The following is a 19,163-nucleotide window of genomic DNA, read 5'->3' on the forward strand; positions in this document are numbered from 1 at the left end:
CGGGGTGGCGGGGGTAGAGCGGAGGTGACCACGCTCATTCCTATCCTCGGCGACCAGCTCAGCCGCGATCTCTCCGCCCTGCGCCACGCCGACCAGGCGACCACTCGCCTGCTGATGATGGAGGTGGCCGAGGAGACGCGCTATGTCCGCCACCACAAGACAAAGATCGCCTATATCTTTGCCGCGATGCGGCATCATGCCGAGGCATTGCGGAGCGCGGGATGGCATGTCGACTATGTCACGCTCGACGATCCCGAGAATAGCGGCAGCTTCACCGGCGAGATAGCGCGCGCGATCGATCGCCACCGCCCAGACCGGATCGTCGTCACCGAGGCCGGCGAATGGCGTGTCGCGGCGATGCTGGATGCCTGGGAGACGTTGTTCGGCATCCCGGTCGAGATACGAACGGACGATCGCTTCATCGCCAGCCATGCCGAGTTCGGCCAATGGATCGAGGATCGCAAGCAGCTGCGCATGGAGTTCTTCTACCGCGAGATGCGGCAGAAGACCGGGTTGCTGATGGATGGCGGCAAGCCCGAAGGCGGGCAGTGGAATTTCGATGCCGACAACCGCAAGCCGGCACGCGGCGACCTGCTGATGCCGCGGCCGCTGTCGTTCGCGCCGGATGCGATCACGCAGGAGGTGCTGGCGCTGGTCGCGGCGCGGTTCGGCGATCATCCGGGGTCGTTGGACGGCTTCGATTATGCGGTGACCGCCGACGATGCCTTGCGTCAGCAGGGTTATTTCCTGCGCCATGCTCTGCCGCAATTCGGCGATTACCAGGATGCGATGCTGACGGGCGAGCGCTTCCTGTGGCACTCGATCCTGTCGCCCTACATCAATTCGGGGCTGCTCGATCCGCTTGTCTTGTGCCACGCGGCGGAAGCGGAATACCGCGCGGGCCGAGCGCCGTTGAACTCCACCGAGGGCTTCATTCGCCAGATCATCGGCTGGCGCGAATATATGCGCGGGATCTACTGGTCGCAGGGCCCGGATTATGTGAACCGCAATTTCCTGGATGCCAGGCGCGACCTACCCGCCTTCTACTGGACCGGCGAGACGGACATGCATTGCCTGAAGGAAGCGATCGGGCAGACGCTGGCGACCGCGCATGCGCATCATATCCAGCGGCTGATGGTGACCGGCAATTACGCGCTGCTGATCGGTGCCGATCCGAAGCAGGTGCATCGATGGTATCTGGAAGTGTATCTGGATGCCTATGAATGGGTGGAATTGCCCAACACGCTGGGCATGAGCCAGTTCGGCGACGGCGGGCTGCTGGGTTCGAAACCCTATGCGGCGTCGGGCGCGTACATCAACCGCATGTCGGATTATTGCCAGCATTGTCGGTACGACGTGAAGCAACGCGTCGGGCCGGACGCCTGCCCGTTCAACGCGCTGTATTGGGATTTCATGGCGCGCAATGAAGACAAATTGGCCCGCAACCCCCGTCTGTCGATGCCGTACCGCAATTGGGCACGAATGGATGATGCGACGCAGGGCGCGCTGCGCGGCCAGGCGGCGGCACATCTCGCGTCGCTCGACGACGCGCCGGGCTATGGCTAGGATCAGCGGGAACTAATAGGGAGAGGCAGCATGGACTCGCTGGTAACGACCGAATGGCTGGCAGGTGAATTGGGCGCGAGCGATCTCAGGATCGTCGATGCCACCTTCTTTGCCGGCTTTGGATCACGCGACGCTGCGGCGGAGTTTGAAGCAGCACATATTCCCGGCGCCGTGTTCATGGATCTGAGCGAGATCGCCGATACGTCCAGCGACCTGCCCTCGATGCTGCCGGCACCCGAGAAGTTCGCCAGCCGCATGCAGTCGCTCGGCCTGGGCGATGGCAGCCGCATCGTGCTATACGACAATTCGCCCTACCACACTGCCGCCCGCGCGTGGTTCATGCTGCGCACGTTCGGCGCGCACGATGTCGCGATCCTGGATGGCGGACTGGCCAAGTGGCGGGCGGAAGGCCGCGAAATAGCATCCGGCAAGGAGCAATTGCGGCACCGCCATTTCACCGTCTGGGCCGACGACAAGGGCGTGCGTACCAAGGACCAGATGAAGGCCAATCTCGACAGCAAGGCCGAGCAGGTGCTGGATGCGCGTTCGGCGGCCCGCTTCACCGGCGAGGAACCAGACCCGCGCCCCGCCACCCATGCCGGGCATATTCCGGGTTCGAAGAACCTGCCGGTCGGGCAATTGTTCAACGCCGACGGCACGTACAAGACGGGCGAGACGTTGCGGGCCGTGTTCGAAGGCGCCGGGATCGATCTGGCCAAGCCGCTCGTCACCACCTGCGGATCGGGCATCACCGCCTCCGTGCTGGCGTTCGGGGCGCATCTGCTGGGCAACGATGCCGCGGTATATGACGGCAGCTGGTCCGAATGGGGTGCGGCCAGCGACACGCCGAAGGCGACCGGCGCCGCATGAAGAGAGACGATGGACGGCCGCTGGACCATGCCACGCGTGTCGTCTCCGCCGGCCGGCGCGCGGAGTGGACGCAGGGGATCGTCAACCCGCCGGTATGGCGCGCGTCGACGATCCTGTACGATTCCGTCGCCGAATTACGCGGGCGGGTGAACGACACGCATCACCGCCTGTTCTACGGCCGGCGCGGCACGCCGACGCAATGGGCGCTGGCGGATGCGCTAACCGAGCTGGAGCCGGGTGCGGAGGGCACGTTTTTGTATTGCTCGGGCGTAGCAGCGCTGGCCGCGGCCTTACTGTCGGTACTGTCGCCGGGCGACGAATTGCTGCTGGTGGACAGCGCCTATGATCCCACCCGGTCGCTGGCCACCGGCCTGCTCAAGCGCATGGGGATCGGCACGCGCTTCTACGATCCGTTGATCGGGGGCGGCATTGCCGAGCTGATCGGCGAGGACACCCGCGCCATCCTGATGGAAAGCCCGGGCAGCCTGACGATGGAGGTGCAGGACGTGCCGGCGATCGTCGCGGCGGCCAAGGCACGCGGCGTGACGACGCTGATCGACAATACCTGGGCGACGCCGTTGCTGTTCCCGGCGATCGCGCATGGCGTCGACCTGACGATCCTCGCCTGCACCAAATATGTCGTGGGCCATTCCGATGCGATGCTGGGATCGGTGACCGCGGCGCCGGGTCATTTTGCCCGGCTGCGGGATACCAGCTTCCAGCTCGGGCAGGTCGCCAGCGCGGACGATTGCTGGCTGGGATCGCGCGGGCTGCGCACCATGGCGATGCGGCTGAAGCAGCATGAGGCCAGCGCGCTGAAGATCGCCCGCTGGCTGGCCGAGCAGCCGCAGGTGGCGCGGGTGCTGCACCCTGCCTTGCCCGGGCATCCGGGGCACGAGGTCTTCCTGCGCGACTTCAAGGGCGCATCGGGGCTGTTCTCGTTCGTGCTGGAGGGCGGGGACGATGCGGCGCGCTCGGCGCTGATCGACGGACTCGAGCTGTTCGGGATCGGTTATAGCTGGGGTGGGTTCGAGAGCCTGGCGCTGCCGGTCGATCCGCAACGCTATCGCAGCGTCACGACGCGGGACGATGCCGGGCCGGTGGTGCGGCTGCAGATCGGGCTGGAAGATCCCGATGACCTGATCGCCGATCTCGCGGCAGGCCTGGATCGTTTCGAACGGGCGAAAGCCTAGAGTGTGATGACTTGTACGGACGACTGCGCCCCCGTTCGTCCTGAGTAGCCCTTTGACTGCCTGCAAGGGCAGGCGCTCCGGACAGGCGTCGAGTGGCCCGCAGGGCGTATCGAACGGCAGGCGTGCCGCGCTCCAAGGTGCTTCGATACGATCCCCCGGTACGGCCTTTGGCCTACTCAGTCTTTACTCAGCACGAACGGGTGGACGTGACGTCATCATGCTCTCACTCCAGCCGGCATGTGGCGCGTCAGCAACACTTCAGCAATGATCCGGAAGCATTACAGAATTAAGTTGTGCAGCGCAGCGCGTTTCGGCAATCCTCTTGCGTCGACGGTCAGTGGCGCGGGGTGCATCCTTGCATTCGTCAGATGCTGCATCCGGCAACCGCAGGTGAGGGAACGGCACGCATTCGAACGTCGAAAGGGACATGATGCGCATTTCCACACTTACGCTGAGCACGCTGCTGCTGCTCGCTACCGCCACCCCCGCCTTTGCGCAGGACGAACCGGCCGGTCCGCCGCCTGAGGTCGATACCTCGACCCCGGCGTTCAAGGTGACCGGTGGCGTCACGCTGGTGAGCGACTATCGCTTCCGCGGCACGACGCAGACCGATGAACAGGGGGCGATCCAGGGCACGGTCAACATCAACCATTCCTCCGGCTTCTATGTCGGCACCTGGGCCTCGACGATCGACGGTGACGGCGATACGCCGGCGCTGACAGGGTATGGCAAGGCCGAGATCGACCTGTACGGCGGCTTCACCAAGACGCTGTCCAATGGCTTGGGCGTGGATGTCGGCCTGCTCTATTATCTGTACACGATCGACGAGGCCAAGGGGCTCAATACCGACTTCTTCGAGCCGTATGCCTCGGTCAGCTACACGCTGGGGCCGGTGTCGACCAAGCTCGGCGCGGCCTATGCCTGGGGCGGGCAGAAGGGTCTGGCCGGCTTCGACGTCAAGGGCGGCAATGACGACAATATCTACGTTTATGGCGAAGCGGCGCTGGGTGTTCCGACCACGCCCGTGACGCTAAAGGGCCATCTCGGCTATTCGGACGGGGCATTGGGGTCGCTCAACGCGCCGGGGACGAACGACAACACTTACTTCGACTGGTCGCTGACTGCCGAGGCGGTGGGCGGGCCGTTCAAGGTCGGGGTCAGCTATGTCGATACCGACATCAGCGACGGGCAGTATCTCGGCACGGCGCCCAAGGGTTTCGCCCAGGCGCGCGGGCGCGGTGCCACGGTGCTGGGGTATGTCGGGGTGTCGTTCTGACCTGATCTTTCGAGCGGCGACCAACACGGGAGCGGGACCGCGCGCGGCCCCGCTCCCTTTTTCGTTATTGCGGTGCCGGGGTGACGGCGCGCGCGTCCTGGCCGTCGCCTTCGGGGGCGGCGACGATGTCGCGCGTGGTGCCGGCCTTGTCGACCACCGTGGTGCCGGGATCGCCGGCATCGGAGCGGATGCCGTCGGCCGCGGCGTCACCACCGGCGGCGCTGACGGCGGCGCTTTCCGAAGCACTGCGGGTGGCGGTGCCGCCGAACAGCGCGTCGAGCGCGACGGCATTCGGGCTGCCCGCGGTCGAGGGAGCAGCGCCGGGGGCCGGCGGCACGAGCGCGAAATCGGGCGGGATCACCAGCGGCGCCTGGCGCGCGACGGCGAATTCGTCGGGACGGACGCGCTGGTTGGCACCGCACCCTGCGAGAAGGACCGCCAGGCCGAGGCCGGTTGCGATCGACGCCACTTTACGCATTCTGATTCTCCACTGAAGCCGGTGCCTCGCGCGGCTTGTCGCGCACCAGGAGCGCGCGCACAAGCAGCACGACCACCCCTATCGTAATCGCCGCATCGGCGACATTGAATACCAAAAACGGCCGCCACGCGGGATTCCAGGGCGTCCAGAAATGCAGATCGGCGAAATCGACGACATAGCCGAAGCGGATGCGATCGAGGATGTTGCCGATCGCCCCGCCGAGCACCAGCCCGAGCGCGATACGATCCGGACGCTTCTCCTCGCGCAGCATCCACACCAGCACGCCGACAGCGATCGCAGCGGTGAGCGCGACGATGCCCCAGCGCATGGCATTGCTGCCGGCCGGCAGCAGCCCGAGCGACACGCCGATATTGGGCACGAAGCGCAGATCGAAGAAGGACGCGATCTCGCGGTAGGCACCCAGTTGGTCGATGCCGAGCGGGCCGGTGACCCACAGCTTGATCGCCTGATCGGCCGCGAACACGAGCGCTGCGGCGACGAGACCTGCCGGACGGTTCATGCCACCACCTCATCGCAGCGCGCGCACAACGTGCCGTCTTCGGTGACTTCGGGCAGGAGGCGCCAGCAGCGACCGCATTTATGATAGTCGCTCGGCACGACGCTGATCGCATCGCCCTGGGTCACCTTGGCGACGATGAACAATTCGGCCAGTGCCGCGGGCGACAGGATGGGCTCGGGCACGGTGACCTCGGCCTCGAGGCTGGAGCGCACGCGCTTCTCGCGGCGGAGCGGTTCGATCGCCTCGGTCACCTGTTCGCGCAGGCGGCGGACATCGCTCCACTGCGTGGAGACGGCATCGTCGCCGGGAAGCGCCGGCAGTTCGGGCCATTCGAGATAATGGACCGAACCGTCTTCCGACGGATAGCGCGCCTGCCATACTTCCTCGGCCGTGAAGCACAGGATCGGCGCGGCATAGCGCACCAACGCATGGAACAGGATGTCGAGCACGGTGCGGTAGCTGCGGCGTTTGATGTCGCCCGGCGCGTCGCAATACAGCGAATCCTTGCGGATATCGAAGAAGAAGGCCGAGAGATCGTCCTGCGCGAAATCGGTCAGCAGGCGCAGGTATTTGTTGAACTCATAGCCTTCGGCCGCCGTCTTCAGTTCGAGATCGATCATGCCCAGCCGGTGGAGGACGTATTTCTCCAGTGCCGGCATGTCCTTGACCGCAACGCGCTCGGCCTCGTCGAAGCCGTCGAGCGCGCCGAGGAGATAGCGGAAGGTGTTGCGCAGCTTGCGATAGGCGTCGCTCGCCGTGCCGAGCACTTCCTTGCCGATCTTCACATCGTCGAAATAGTCGGTCGAGGCGACCCACATGCGCAGGATGTCGGCGCCGGATTCCTGGATGATCTTGAGCGGATCGACGACGTTGCCGAGCGACTTGGACATTTTCCGGCCCTGCCCGTCGAGCGCGAAGCCGTGGGTGAGGACGGCGTCGTACGGCGCGCGGCCGCGGGTGCCGCTGGATTCCAGCAGCGAGGACTGGAACCAGCCGCGATGCTGGTCGGAGCCTTCGAGGTACAAATTGGCGCGCGTGCCTTCGCCGTAGCGCGCCTCGATCACGAAGGCGTGCGTGCTGCCGCTGTCGAACCAGACGTCGAGGATGTCGGTGATGACCTCATAGTCGGCGAGGTCGTAGTCGGGGCCGAGCAGCGTCTGGTGATCGGCGGCAAACCAGGCGTCGGCGCCGCCTTCCTTGAACGCGGCTGTGATGCGGGCGTTGACGGCCGGGTCGTTGAGATACTCGCCGGTGGCGCGGTTGACGTAGAGCGCGATGGGGACGCCCCAGGCGCGCTGGCGGCTGATCACCCAGTCGGGGCGGCCTTCGACCATGGCGCGGATACGGTTTTCGCTGCGGGCGGGAACCCAGCGGGTGCGGGCGATGGCGTCCAGGGCCGTCTCACGCAGGGTTGCGCCATTGGAGAGGGGCTTCTTGACGTCGCTCGAAGCGAACGGTTTGGGGATCGTGTCATCCCCTCCTCCGCTCGTTTCGAGCGAAGTCGAGAAACCGTCCGACGCGCTGCGATCCATCGGGATGAACCATTGCGGCGTGGCGCGGAAGATGACCTTGGCCTTGGAGCGCCATGAATGTGGGTAGCTATGCTGGTAGTCGTCGCTGGCCGCGAGCAAGGCGCCGGCTGCGCGCAGGTCCGCGCAGATGGGGCCGTCGGCGCTCACGAACTTCTTGTTGATCACACTGCCCTGCCCGCCGAGCCACGCCCAGTCGGCGCGGTACATGCCGGCGCCATCGACCGCGAACACCGGATCGATGCCGTACTGCTTGCACAGCAGGAAATCGTCCTCGCCATGGTCCGGCGACATGTGGACGAGGCCGGTGCCGGCATCGGTGGTGACGAAATCGCCGGGCAGGAATGGGCGAGGCTTGGCGAAGAAGGCCAACCGCTTGTCCGCTTCTTCGTCATCCCCGCGGAGGCGGGGATCCATAGTCGCGGACGTCTCGGAACATGGATTCCCGCCTTCGCGGGAATGACGGAGGAAGTTGTAGATCGGGTGGCGGGCGGTGGCGCCTTCGAGCTGCGAGCCCTTGAAGGTTCGCCCAATCGAATACTCGACCGACTTATCGTTGCTATCCATCGCCGTCGGCGCGGCGTTGAGCCGGGCGACAAAGCTTTCGATTAGATCGGCTGCGACTAAATAGTAGTTGCCGATCGTGCTCGGATTCCAGATCACATTGACAAGCGAATACTCGATCTCTGGCCCATAGCTCAGCGCCTGGTTGACCGGGATCGTCCACGGCGTGGTCGTCCAGATCACCGCGTGCGCGCCGACCAGTTCGGGCGCGTTCGGCGCGTCGATGATCTCGAAGGCGACGTCGATCTGCGTCGAGACCACGTCCTCATATTCGACCTCGGCCTCGGCGAGCGCGGTCTTCTCGACCGGGCTCCACATCACCGGCTTGGCGCCGCGATACAGCTGGCCGCTTGTCGCGAATTTGAGCAATTCGCCGACGATCGACGCTTCTGCCTCGAACTTCATCGTCAGATACGGATCGGCCCAGTCACCCATCACGCCCAGGCGCTCGAACTGCGCGCGCTGCACCGCGACCCATTTCTCGGCATAGGCGCGGCATTCGGCGCGGAATTGCGCGACCGGCACCTCGTCCTTGTTGAGCTTCTTGGCGCGATACGCTTCCTCGACCTTCCACTCGATCGGCAAACCGTGGCAGTCCCAGCCCGGCACGTATGGCGCATCCTTGCCCATCAGCGACTGGCTGCGGACGATGATGTCCTTTAGCACCTTGTTCATCGCATGGCCCATATGGATGTCGCCATTGGCGTAGGGCGGGCCATCATGCAGGATGAAGCGCTCGCGGCCAGCGCGTTGCTCGCGCAACGACGCGTACAGGCCGATCTTTTCCCAGCGTTCCAGGATCGCCGGTTCCTTCGCGGCGAGGCCGGCTTTCATCGGAAAGTCGGTCTTCGGCAGGAAGACGGTATCGCGCCAGTCAGTCTGGGCGCTGTGGGCGGAGGTATCTGGAGTGTCGCTCATGAGGGCGCAGGCTCTAGCGCCATCGGGGGAGGCGCGCAAAGCAAATGGCGCGGGCCAATGGCGGGCGCGAATGTTGAGGATGTGGACGCTCGGCGCGTTTTCTCGTGTGACGTTGAACCGGTTGGTTGAACGTCGTGGGGAGGGAAGCGGAAGTGCATCATCGATGAGATGTAATTGGCGGGTGGCGTGTAGGACAGCGTTTCCCCCGCTTGCTCGTGGATCGTTGGATTGCGCTTGTTCCCCGGCGAAGGCCGGGGTCCAGTCGCCGGGCAGATGTTGGTTGGCGCCGCGCCGGTAACTACTGACATCGCGACTGGGCCCCGGCGTTCGCCGGGGAACTGGTTGCGCGGGTTGTACCTGCTGTGCTTGTTACACTTGTTGCGCCAGTTGCGCGCCAGCGGATAGCGACGGCATCACGCCGGCGTGCTTGGCAACGGGACTTCCTAACCGGGCGCCCTGCTGATACGGGACGGACACCCTATATGACATCTATCGGACGGCGCTGGCCGTACCGGTCCATGCACTGACCCGGAGTTACCCCATGCGCGCCGAAGCGCAGGCACATGCCGACACGATCAACGAGGCGCTCGAATTGCTGCGCCGTTTCCTCGACTGGGATCGCGCGCTGCGCCGCCTGGACGAGCTGAATGCGCGCGTCGAGGACCAGGCGTTGTGGAACGACCCCAAGGCGGCGCAGGCAGTGATGCGCGAGCGGCGGCGGCTGGAGGAAGCGATCACCGCGACGCGCGCGATCGAGAGCGAGCTCAGCGACACGTCCGAGCTGATCGAAATGGCCGAGGCCGAGGGCGACGCTGCGATGGAGGCGGACGGCGTGGCGGCGCTCGCCGAACTGGCGGCGCGGGCCGACAAGGACAAGGTGAAGGCGCTGCTGGCGGGCGAGGCCGATGGCAACGACACCTATATCGAGGTCAATGCCGGTGCCGGCGGGACCGAGAGCCAGGATTGGGCCGGGATGCTCAGCCGGATGTATTCGCGCTGGGGCGAGCGCCACGGGCTGAAGGTCGAGCTGATCGACCAGCATTCGGGCGAGCAGGCCGGCATCAAATCGGCGACATTGCTGCTGAAGGGCGAGAACGCTTACGGCTATGCCAAGACCGAGAGCGGCGTGCACCGGCTGGTGCGGATCAGCCCGTATGACAGCGCGGCGCGGCGGCATACGTCGTTCGCCTCCGTCTGGGTCTATCCGGTGGTCGATGACAATATCGAGGTCGAGTATAACGAGAGCGACCTGCGCATCGACACGTACCGCGCATCCGGTGCCGGCGGCCAGCACATCAACACGACCGATTCCGCGGTGCGCATCACGCATATCCCGACCGGCATCGTGGTGCAGTGCCAGAACCAGCGATCGCAGCACAAGAACAAGGCCGAGGCGTACAATCAGCTGCGCGCGCGGCTGTATGAGCGCGAATTGTCGATCCGCGAGGCAGCGGCCAATGCCGAGAATGCCGGCAAGACCGATATCGGGTGGGGCCACCAGATCCGGTCCTATGTGCTGCAGCCGTACCAGATGGTGAAGGATTTGCGCACCGGCGTAACGTCGACTGCGCCATCGGACGTGCTGGACGGCGATCTCGACGCGTTCATGGCGGCGGCGCTGTCGCAGCGGGTAACCGGCGAGGCCGTCGAGATCGAGGACGTGGATTGAGCGTGATGCCCAACCTTCGCTTGGCCGGCTTGGCGGCGCTAGGGCTGATCGCGCTCGCCGCCTGCGAGGTCGCGCCTTCCGCCCCCAAGGTGACGAAGGACAAGATCGGCCCCTTCCCCACCGCCGACCGCCCGGTCGCGCACATCGTGTCGTCGCGCTGGTCGACCGAGGAAGCGCGCGACCGGATGAACGAGGCGGGCCAGGTGATGGCCAAGTCCGGCATCACGCCGGGCATGACCGTCGCCGATATCGGCGCCGGCGAAGGCTATTACACGATCCGCCTGGCGCAGCGCGTCGGCAAGGAGGGGCGTGTGCTGGCCGAGGATATCGTCGGCGAGGTGCGCGATGCACTGGCCGAGCGCGTGGCGCGCGAGCGGCTCGACAATGTCAGCGTGAAGCTGGGCGCGCCGGCCGATCCCAAGCTGCCCGACAATAGTTTCGACCGCGTGCTGCTGGTGCATATGTACCATGAGATCGAGCAGCCGTACGAATTCCTGTGGCGCTTGCGCCCGGCGCTGCGCGCGGGCGGACAGGTGGTGGTGGTGGATGCCCATCGCCCCACGCAGGACCATGGCACGCCGCCTGCCCTGCTGAAATGCGAGTTCGCGCGCGTCGGCTATACCCAGGTCGGCATGTACGACATGCCCTCGGCCGGCGGCTATCTGGCGACGTTCCGGGCCGAGGGGCCGCGGCCTGCGCCCAAGACGATCCGTGCGTGCAAGATGGCCAAGAGCTGAGCGGGCGCGGGCCTACAGCAATTCCAGCATGCGGAAACTCGCCGATCGATCGCGCGCGAGGATGACGTGGTCGACCAGGGATACGCCGATCGCATTCAGCGCCTGGGCCAGCCGCCGGGTGACGGCGCGATCCGCTTCGCTGGGCGTCGGATCGCCGCTTGGATGATTATGCGCCATCACCACGGCAACGGTGTCGAACGCGATCGCGTCGGCAACCACGTCGCGCACTGGCACGAGCACAGCCGCCGTGCCGCCGGGATGCGTATGGCGCATGCCGAGAACCCTCCGTTCCGGATCAAGATAGGCAAAGGCGAGCATCTCGTGCGGCTGGTGCGCCAGCGGTTCGAACAGCGCCAGCGCCGCGGCGAGATCGGGCACATGGCGCGTGTCGCGGCTGGCGGTGGCGGCGGGGTTCATGGCCTCACGCTGCGCGGGCAACGACACGGTCGTAAAGCGCGGGCGGCTCCATTGCGGCGGTTTCGGGCGGAGCGCACGGCGATGCTGGCGATCGCACCGCGACGCGGTACAAGGGGAATCGTGACGTAGTGGAGATTGGCGTGGCTCACCCCGAACAACAATATCTGGATCTGCTCGGACGCGTGCTCGACAAAGGCGACGAGCGGATGGACCGGACGGGTATCGGGACCAGATCGCTGTTCGGTGAATTGCTGCGCTTCGATCTGAGTGGCGGCCAGGTGCCGATCATCACCACCAAGCGGGTCTATTGGAAGACGGCGGTCAAGGAGATGCTGTGGTTCCTGAAGGGCGGCACCAACATCCGGGAGTTGCTGCAGGACAATGTGCATATCTGGAGCGACTGGCCGCATGCCCGCTACAAGCGGGAAACGGGTGACGACATCACCCAGGCCGAGTTCGAGGCGCGCGTGCTGGGTGACGACGGTTTCGCGCAGCAATGGGGCGACCTTGGCCCGGTCTATGGCAAGCAGTGGCGCAGATGGGTGGACAGCTCAGGTGCCGAGCACGACCAGATCGCGACCCTGGTCGACACATTGAAGCACAATCCGTCGAGCCGGAGGATGCTGTTCCATGCGTGGAACGTCGGCGAGCTGGACCAGATGGCGCTGCCGCCATGCCACATGGTCTATCAGTTTCACGTAAACTCACGCCGCGAGCTCAACTGCCTGATCTTCCAGCGCTCGTGCGACCTCTTCCTGGGAGCGGCGTTCAACTTCACCGGCGGTGCCGCCTTGCTGGTGATGCTGGCGCAACAGGCTGGCCTGACGCCCGGCGAGCTGGTGTGGGTCGGTGGTGACGTCCACGTCTACCTCAACCATCAGGAACAGGTCCGCGAACAGACTTCGCGGGCGCCCCGCCCCTTCCCGACGATGCGGCTGACGCGACAGCCGAGCTCGATCGACGCGTATCGGATCGAGGACTTCGAGGTGAGCGATTATACGCCTCACCCCTCGATCCACGGTGACGTGGCCGTCTGATCGCCAGGCCGCGGGGAGCGGATCGCGCCCGGACCAACGATACCGCGTATCTTACAAGCCGAGCGCCGCCTTGATCTCTCCCCAGCGTACCAGCTTGAAGTTCTGCGCGCGCGGGGGATTGGCGCCGTCCTGCGCGATCATCAGGCCATCTGGATAGGCGGGGCCGAAATCGCCGGCAGCGATCTCGATGCCGTCGGTTTCCTCGGTCGCGCCGAGGGTACCCGCGGCGATGCGAAAGCGGCCGACATAGGCCTCGTCCGACAAGCGAAACACCGCATAGGCATTGTCGCCCTGGCTGGAGACGACGACGTAACCGTCGGCGACCGCCACGCCCTCGGCATCGGCGACGATCGCCTTGCCATCGGCGGCCGCGACTTTGACCGGATCGACCGCGCCGCCGGCACGCGCATCGAAGCGCCACAGCCCGACATCTTCCTCGGCGACGTATAGCCGGGCGCTGACGGGATCGAATGCACAGCCCTCCGACTGGGTGCCGAGCTTCATCGTGCGCACGATGCGGCCGGTGGGCGTGCCGCCGGTGAGATCCAGCGCGACCTGGCGGATCGTGCCGTCCTTGATCACCATGAAGGCATAGAGCGTGGCGGCGTCGCGATACAGGCAGATGCCATAGGCCTCGCCAGCGCCGCTTGGCACACGGCCGATCGGGCTGAGCTTCGCGGTCGCCTTGTCGAGTGCATATAGTGCGACATGCGCGTTCAGCGGATCGTTGCGGTCGCTGGCCGCGACGATGATGCGACCGTCATGCTCGGCGAGATCGACATTGTTGACGCGCCCGGCATCGGTGAAGTCGCGCACCTTGCCGTCCAGCCCGTAGACGTACAGCCCGGCCTTCTTGTCGGTACCGACGATCAGGCTCTGCGCCGGATCAGCGGCGTTGCGCCAGATCGCGGGATCGTCCGCTGCATCGGCATTGGCGGTCGCTACGGCGATTGTCTCGCCCGAGGCGTGAACGGTCTGGGCCGGCAACGCATTGGCGATGCGCGTTTCGAGCGGGATTTCGCTCCGGCTGCAGGCCGGGAGAGCCCCGGGAAGTAGCACCGCTGTCATCAGATTGAAACGGAGCTTGCGCCAACGCGTCATAATTGAACCCTACCTGCCCACCTCATCGGGGGGCCGTGGCAGCAGAGCAGCCGGCGGTCAAATATCGAAAAAGATCTTTGGGGGGCTCCTATGAGCAACGTACGCACACTTCTTTGCGGCTGCGCAGTCGCGGCCTTGACGCTGCCGCTCGCGGCGATCGGCCAGACCATACCGGCGGATCCATCGGTACCGGCCACCGAGGCCGCCGCACCGGAAGAAGCGAGCGACATCATCGTCACCGGCACGATCGCGTTTCGCAACCGTACCGAAGACGTCAACCCGGTGCTGTCCTACGATCTCGACTATTTCCAGCGTTTCGAGCCGGTATCGGTCGGCGAAATGCTGAAGCGCGTGCCGGGAGTCACCTTCACGTCGGACGTGCTCGAATATGACGGTGTGCAGTTCCGAGGGCTTCCGGCCGGCTATACGCAGGTGCTGATCAACGGTCGCCGCGCGCCCGGTGGCGAGTCCGATCGCAGCTTCTTCGTCGATCGCATTCCGGCCGAATTGGTCGAGAAAATCGAAATCGTGCGCAGCCCCCGCGCCGACCAGCCGAGCGAAGGCGTGGCCGGCTCGCTCAACATCGTCACCAAGGAAGCCGCGACGTTCGAGGGTGGGTTCGCCAAGGCGGGCGCGCTGATCAACAAGGACGGCAAGGTTCGCCCATCGCTTGCCGCGGCCTATGCCGGGCGGATCGGCGAGGACACCTCCTATTGGGGCGCGCTCAACTATCAGGAGCGCCGCAACCCGAAGAAGAAGGTGTCGCTGCGCTTCGATGACGTGGCCAGCGGGCCGCTCGACGAAACCAACGACGTGTTCAACAATACCGAGCTGCAATCCGACACGCGCGACGGCAGCGATCTCTCTGGCAGCGCGGAGATCCGCCACGATTTCCATGGCGATGGCTTCATCCGGCTGCAGGGCTTCTTCGTCGACACCAATCGCGACGAGGACGAGACCTCGCTGACGTTCGAAGGGCCGGATCTGGATGGTGACGGGGTCGAAATCCAGCACGAGGACATTCACCAGAAGACTTATGCGATCAACGCCGATGGCGTGATTCCAGTCGGCAGCGGGCAGCTTGGCCTGGCTGCCAGCTGGTCGGGTTATCGCGAGAATAGCGATGTCCGCTCCGACGAAGGTGACACGGTGGCCGAGGCGGAACTCGCCGGCACCGAGACGCTGGACATCAAGGACGATGAATATTCCGGCACCGTTTATTATGCGATCGGCGCTGATGCGCTTCGCCTCAAGGTCGGCGTGGATCTGCTCAACAAGACGCGCAATGGCGCCAACCTGGCGTTCGACGACGAAGGCGAAGCGGACGATCTGCTGCCCGGCGCCGTGTTCCGCATCCGCGAGAAGCGCTACGATCCCTATGCCCGGCTGACCTTCAAGCCATCGCCTGAGTTCACGCTGGATGCCGGGCTACGCTACGAGATCACGCGCCGCACCGTACGCAGCAACGAGGCCGACGAAAATGCGCTGACGCAAAGCGCCAAGTACAAGACGGAATCGCTCAATCCCTCGCTGCACCTGCGCTACGAACCAACCGGCGTCGATCAGTTCCGCGCCTCGATCGCGCGCACCGTGCGGCGACCCGATTACGATCTGATCACGCCCTATCTGCAGGAAGAAGAACCCGCGGACGAAAATGCCACGCAAGGCAATCCGGCACTGCGCAACGAACGTGCCTGGGGCGTGGACGTCGGCTATGAGCGCAAGCTCGGCCGCCGTGGCATCATCGGCGCCAACCTGTTCTACCGCGACATCACCGATGTCACCGAGCTGGTCTCGATTGGCGAGGAAACCGACGACGGGCTGCGTATCCTGGAGCCGCGCAACGTCGGGGACGGCAAGGTATGGGGCATCGAGGTGGATTTCTCCGCGCCGCTCGACGTGGTCGGCATGCCGGACACCGGGTTGTTTGCCAACTATACCTATCTCGACAGCTCGATCCGCGATCCCTTCACGGGGGAGAAGCGTCGCTTCAACAACCAGCCGCACCACGTCTACAATGTCGGCTTCATCCAGACGGTGCGCGTGGCCGATGCGAGCTTTGGTGCCACGATCTCCGGGCGTAGCAAGTCTCTCGAATCCAATTTCGACGAGACGGTTGCGCTGAAGTACGATCCCGATCTGGAGGCGTTCGTCGAGAAGCGCATCGGCAAGAATTTCGTGCTGCGTTTCTCGGTGCAGGATATCCTGCGCCGGACCAAGTCCGAGACATTCCGTAAATATGACGGGGACTCCGTCGAGGAGGTGCTCGCCAACCGACGCGCCGGCGATATCGACGAATATGAGCTGGAGCGCGAGAATGCCGGCCCGCTCTATCAGGTGACGTTGCGCGCGGCTTTTTGAGGATTGCCGTAGCGGGGGCCTGCGGTTCGGAGATCGTTGCGAATTGTAGCTGCCGGACGGGCAAATCCGGCGCGCGCAGGTCATTACGAACAGGGCATGACTCCGGCTCGTCTTGCGGTGGAGGTTGTGTCTGCGCCGCTATCTCCAGTCGGCGAGCCACCCCGCGCCGTCCAGCATCTCGATCGCCTCGTCGATCCGGCGTGGTGCGTCCGCGGCAAGCGTCGGCTGATCGTCGCCGATCAGGGCGCGCATCTGTTGGGGGATGAAGACCAGGTCGATGAACTTGCCCGCCACGGTCGAGGCATGCTCGACTGCCTCGGGTGCGGCATCCTTGCCCGCCATCGCCAGGGCGACGCAGCGCACGCCGCCATCTCGTCCGATGCCGTCGAACAGGCAGGCGAGGTCGGGCATCCGGTGCGCGGTGGTCACCACCACGCGCATCAGCGCGATCGCTTCGGGGGCGAGCGCATAAGACAGCAGATTGTGCCCGACGACGCGCATGCGGTCCTTGAGCGGCAGGTGCCAGGGCACGTCGCCCGATGGCACGAGCGTGCGATCGACCATGCGGCGTACCACGGCGGCGAACAGCTCTTCCTTATTTGCATAGCGCGCATAGAGGCTCGCCTTGCCCGCCCCCGCCTGCACCACGACCTGATCGCAGCTCGTGGCATCGAAGCCGCGCTGCAAGAACAACGCCGTGGCGGCATCCAGAATGCGGCGGTCGACTTCGCCGGCCTGCTCGGCGGGCGGGCGGCCGCCGCGGCTGCGGCGCGTGCTTGCCCGGGAGGCGGGATCGGGGAGAGCTTGCATGACGCAACCATATAGGCCATCGCGCCGTCTATAGGAACTGAACGGCGTAGTTCAGTAAATCCCGGGAGGTTCATATGAGTGAGATGACGTTGAGCGCGCTGGCAACGCGCATGGGCAAGATCGATTTCGCCATGCTATCGACCCGCACCGCAGGCGGCACCATTGCCAGCCGACCGATGAGCAATAACGGTGAGGTGGCGTTTCAGGGTGACAGCTTCTTCTTCACCTACGAGGAGGCGCGCACGGTCGCCGATATCGAGGGCGATGCGCAGGTCGGCCTGACCTTCACCGGCGCGGCCGGCCTGCTTGGCGGGCCGCCCTTGTTCATCGCCGTAGAAGGCCATGCCGCCCTGATCCGCGACAAGGCGGCGTTCGCCGCACATTGGACGGACGGGCTCGATCGCTGGTTCGAACAGGGCGTCGATACACCCGGCATCGTGCTGATTCAGGTGCATGCCGACCGCATCCATTACTGGAATGGCAGCGACGAAGGCGAGGTCGCATTGTGACGGACGGCATTGGCCGGACGGTCGCCTTGGTCGGCGCGACCGGCGATCTGGGTGGTCGTATCGCCGCCGCGCTGGCACGGCGCGGGGTCGAGGTCCGGGCACCGATCCGCATCGGCACGCCTGCCGCCAGGCAGGATGCCTTGCGTGCTGCCGGTGCGACGCCGCTGCCCGTGGACTTCGATGATGCCGCGGCATTGACGCGCGCATTGGCGGGGGCGGCGTGCGTCGTCTCGGCGCTAAACGGGCTTGCCCCGATCATGCTCGACTTGCAGGGGCGGGTGCTGGATGCGGCGGTGGCAGCGGGCGTGCCGCGCTTCATCCCGTCCGATTTCTCGCTCGATTTCACCCACACCCGGCCTGGCGACAATCGCAACATGGATTTGCGGCGCGCCTTCATGGCGCGCGTCGATGCGGCGCCGATCCGCATGACCTCGATCCTCAACGGCGCTTTTGCCGACCTGCTAACGGGCGAGGCGCCGATCATCCTGCACAAGTTCCGCCGCGTGCTGTATTGGGGCGATGCGAACCAGGCGTTCGACTTCACCACCAAGGACGATGTCGCCGACTATGCCGCCGACGCGGCGCTCGATCCCGAGGCGCCGCGCTTCCTGCGCATTGCAGGCGACGAGGTCAGCCCGCGCGAGCTGAGCGCGCTGATGACGCGGCTCGACAGCCGCCCGTGGAAGCCGCTGCACGCCGGTGGGATCGGTCGCCTGAGCGGGGTGATCCGGATCGCCCGAGCGCTGTCGCCCAAGAGCGACGCGCCTTTCCCGGCCTGGCAGGGGATGCAATATCTCCGCGACATGTCGAGTGGGCGCGGCAAGCTCTTCCCGCTCGACAATGAGCGGTACGGCAAGACCGACTGGACGCGCGCCGAGGACATCCTTGCTGCCACCGTGTGATCCTCGAACCCGGCGCCTGCACGAGCGACGCCGTTACTGTCTTCCCGATCGAGGGCGCGGAATCTGCGATCGGCTAACGCGTTGGCACGCGGATTGCGGGGCGCTGGCGGTGATGGTCTTGGTTCGACTAAGAAGGCGACCGTTGTCGCTGCTCAGCACGACAGGGTCGCAAGAGGATGTATGATGACCATGGCGAGTAAAGCGGCGGTATGATCACGCTGCATCTGGCGCGGGCCGACAATGGCGTGATCGGTCGCGACGGGGCGCTGCCCTGGCGCCTGCCCGCGGACATGAAACGCTTCAAGCAGCGGACCATGGGCAAGCCGATGATCATGGGCCGCAGGACGTTCGAAAGCTTTCCGGCACCGCTGCCTGGGCGCCGCCATATCGTGCTGACGCGCGATCCGGCGTGGGCCGCCGATGGAGCGGAGGTGGCGCATTCGCCGGCGGCCGCCTTGGCGCTGGCCGGTGCGGGCGACATCGCGGTGATCGGGGGGGCGGAGGTGTACGCGCTGTTGATCGAGCAGGCCGACCGGATCGAACTGACCGAGGTGCATGCCGCCCCGAAAGGTGATGTAGCGGTGCCCGCTTTTACGGGATGGCGTGAAGTGGCGCGGGAAGATCATGCCGCCGAGGGCGATCGCCCTGCATACAGCTTCGTGACGCTCGAACGATCCTCGGCCTGAGGCCTAGCGCCGCGGGCGGC

The 19,163-nt window shown here is 65.4% G+C and carries 17 protein-coding genes; 11 read left to right on the forward strand and 6 right to left on the reverse strand.

Annotated elements, in window-relative coordinates; genetic code table 11:
* Positions 1–24: 24 nt before the first annotated feature.
* From NV382_RS06650 to NV382_RS06665, 4 genes are all read left to right on the forward strand, one after another.
* Positions 25–1,566, forward strand: coding sequence for a cryptochrome/photolyase family protein (locus NV382_RS06650; RefSeq protein WP_260599723.1), 1,542 nt, complete (start codon positions 25–27; stop codon positions 1,564–1,566).
* A gap of 30 nt (positions 1,567–1,596) precedes the next feature.
* Positions 1,597–2,436, forward strand: coding sequence for a 3-mercaptopyruvate sulfurtransferase (gene sseA / locus NV382_RS06655; RefSeq protein WP_260599724.1), 840 nt, complete (start codon positions 1,597–1,599; stop codon positions 2,434–2,436).
* The gene (gene metC, locus NV382_RS06660; RefSeq protein ID WP_260599725.1) at positions 2,433–3,629 is read left to right on the forward strand and encodes a cystathionine beta-lyase; all 1,197 of its coding nucleotides are present in this window, start codon (positions 2,433–2,435) and stop codon (positions 3,627–3,629) included. The genes sseA and metC overlap by 4 nt, the downstream gene beginning before the upstream one ends.
* Positions 3,630–4,056: 427 nt before the next feature.
* Positions 4,057–4,905: a TorF family putative porin gene (locus tag NV382_RS06665; RefSeq protein WP_260599726.1), complete on the forward strand. Its 849-nt coding sequence runs from the start codon at positions 4,057–4,059 to the stop codon at positions 4,903–4,905.
* Between the two features lie 64 nt (positions 4,906–4,969).
* Here the strand turns inward: NV382_RS06665 and NV382_RS06670 are convergent, their stop codons facing one another.
* The 3 genes from NV382_RS06670 to ileS are packed head-to-tail and all read right to left on the reverse strand — an operon-like array spanning position 4,970 to position 8,914.
* Positions 4,970–5,383 carry a DUF3035 domain-containing protein gene (locus NV382_RS06670; RefSeq protein WP_260599727.1) on the reverse strand — a complete coding sequence of 138 codons (414 nt, stop codon included), beginning with the start codon at positions 5,381–5,383 and terminating at the stop codon, positions 4,970–4,972.
* Entirely contained in the window at positions 5,376–5,903 is a 528-nt protein-coding gene (gene lspA / locus NV382_RS06675; protein WP_260599728.1) for a signal peptidase II, read from the reverse strand. The genes NV382_RS06670 and lspA overlap by 8 nt, the downstream gene beginning before the upstream one ends.
* The gene (ileS, locus tag NV382_RS06680) at positions 5,900–8,914 is read right to left on the reverse strand and encodes an isoleucine--tRNA ligase (protein ID WP_260599729.1); all 3,015 of its coding nucleotides are present in this window, start codon (positions 8,912–8,914) and stop codon (positions 5,900–5,902) included. Before ileS ends, lspA begins: the two co-directional genes overlap by 4 nt.
* A 541-nt stretch (positions 8,915–9,455) precedes the next feature.
* Between ileS and prfB the strand changes: the two genes are divergently transcribed.
* Complete coding sequence (gene prfB / locus NV382_RS06685; RefSeq protein WP_260599730.1) at positions 9,456–10,583, forward strand: peptide chain release factor 2; 1,128 nt, start codon at positions 9,456–9,458, stop codon at positions 10,581–10,583.
* 5 nt (positions 10,584–10,588) lie between these two features.
* Positions 10,589–11,320, forward strand: a complete 732-nt coding sequence (locus NV382_RS06690; RefSeq protein WP_260599731.1) for a class I SAM-dependent methyltransferase — start codon at positions 10,589–10,591, stop codon at positions 11,318–11,320.
* Between the two features lie 12 nt (positions 11,321–11,332).
* Here NV382_RS06690 and NV382_RS06695 read toward each other — a convergent pair whose 3' ends face one another.
* Complete coding sequence (locus tag NV382_RS06695; protein WP_260599732.1) at positions 11,333–11,737, reverse strand: JAB domain-containing protein; 405 nt, start codon at positions 11,735–11,737, stop codon at positions 11,333–11,335.
* A 140-nt stretch (positions 11,738–11,877) separates the two neighbouring features.
* On the opposite strand from NV382_RS06695, the gene NV382_RS06700 reads away from it, so the two are divergent.
* Complete coding sequence (locus tag NV382_RS06700) at positions 11,878–12,774, forward strand: thymidylate synthase (RefSeq protein WP_260599733.1); 897 nt, start codon at positions 11,878–11,880, stop codon at positions 12,772–12,774.
* Between the two features lie 51 nt (positions 12,775–12,825).
* Here NV382_RS06700 and NV382_RS06705 read toward each other — a convergent pair whose 3' ends face one another.
* Positions 12,826–13,875 (reverse strand): phytase, encoded by a 1,050-nt coding sequence (locus tag NV382_RS06705; protein ID WP_260599734.1) that lies wholly within the window; start codon positions 13,873–13,875, stop codon positions 12,826–12,828.
* A 90-nt stretch (positions 13,876–13,965) separates the two neighbouring features.
* On the opposite strand from NV382_RS06705, the gene NV382_RS06710 reads away from it, so the two are divergent.
* A complete protein-coding gene (locus NV382_RS06710) occupies positions 13,966–16,236 on the forward strand; it encodes a TonB-dependent receptor plug domain-containing protein (protein WP_260599735.1) in 2,271 nt (756 codons plus the stop codon).
* 138 nt (positions 16,237–16,374) lie between these two features.
* Here the strand turns inward: NV382_RS06710 and NV382_RS06715 are convergent, their stop codons facing one another.
* Positions 16,375–17,046, reverse strand: a complete 672-nt coding sequence (locus NV382_RS06715) for a TetR/AcrR family transcriptional regulator (RefSeq protein WP_260599736.1) — start codon at positions 17,044–17,046, stop codon at positions 16,375–16,377.
* A 74-nt stretch (positions 17,047–17,120) separates the two neighbouring features.
* On the opposite strand from NV382_RS06715, the gene NV382_RS06720 reads away from it, so the two are divergent.
* The 3 genes from NV382_RS06720 to NV382_RS06730 all read left to right on the forward strand — a co-directional run bounded on the left by NV382_RS06720 (position 17,121) and on the right by NV382_RS06730 (position 19,143).
* Positions 17,121–17,555: a pyridoxamine 5'-phosphate oxidase family protein gene (locus NV382_RS06720; RefSeq protein ID WP_260599737.1), complete on the forward strand. Its 435-nt coding sequence runs from the start codon at positions 17,121–17,123 to the stop codon at positions 17,553–17,555.
* On the forward strand, positions 17,552–18,457 hold the full coding sequence (locus tag NV382_RS06725) for an NmrA family NAD(P)-binding protein (RefSeq protein ID WP_260599738.1): 906 nt from the start codon (positions 17,552–17,554) through the stop codon (positions 18,455–18,457). The genes NV382_RS06720 and NV382_RS06725 overlap by 4 nt, the downstream gene beginning before the upstream one ends.
* A gap of 209 nt (positions 18,458–18,666) precedes the next feature.
* Entirely contained in the window at positions 18,667–19,143 is a 477-nt protein-coding gene (locus NV382_RS06730) for a dihydrofolate reductase (RefSeq protein WP_260599739.1), read from the forward strand.
* The last annotated feature ends 20 nt before the right edge of the window (positions 19,144–19,163 follow it).

The sequence above is a fragment of the Sphingomonas endolithica genome (genome assembly GCF_025231525.1).
Lineage (GTDB): Bacteria > Pseudomonadota > Alphaproteobacteria > Sphingomonadales > Sphingomonadaceae > Sphingomonas > Sphingomonas endolithica.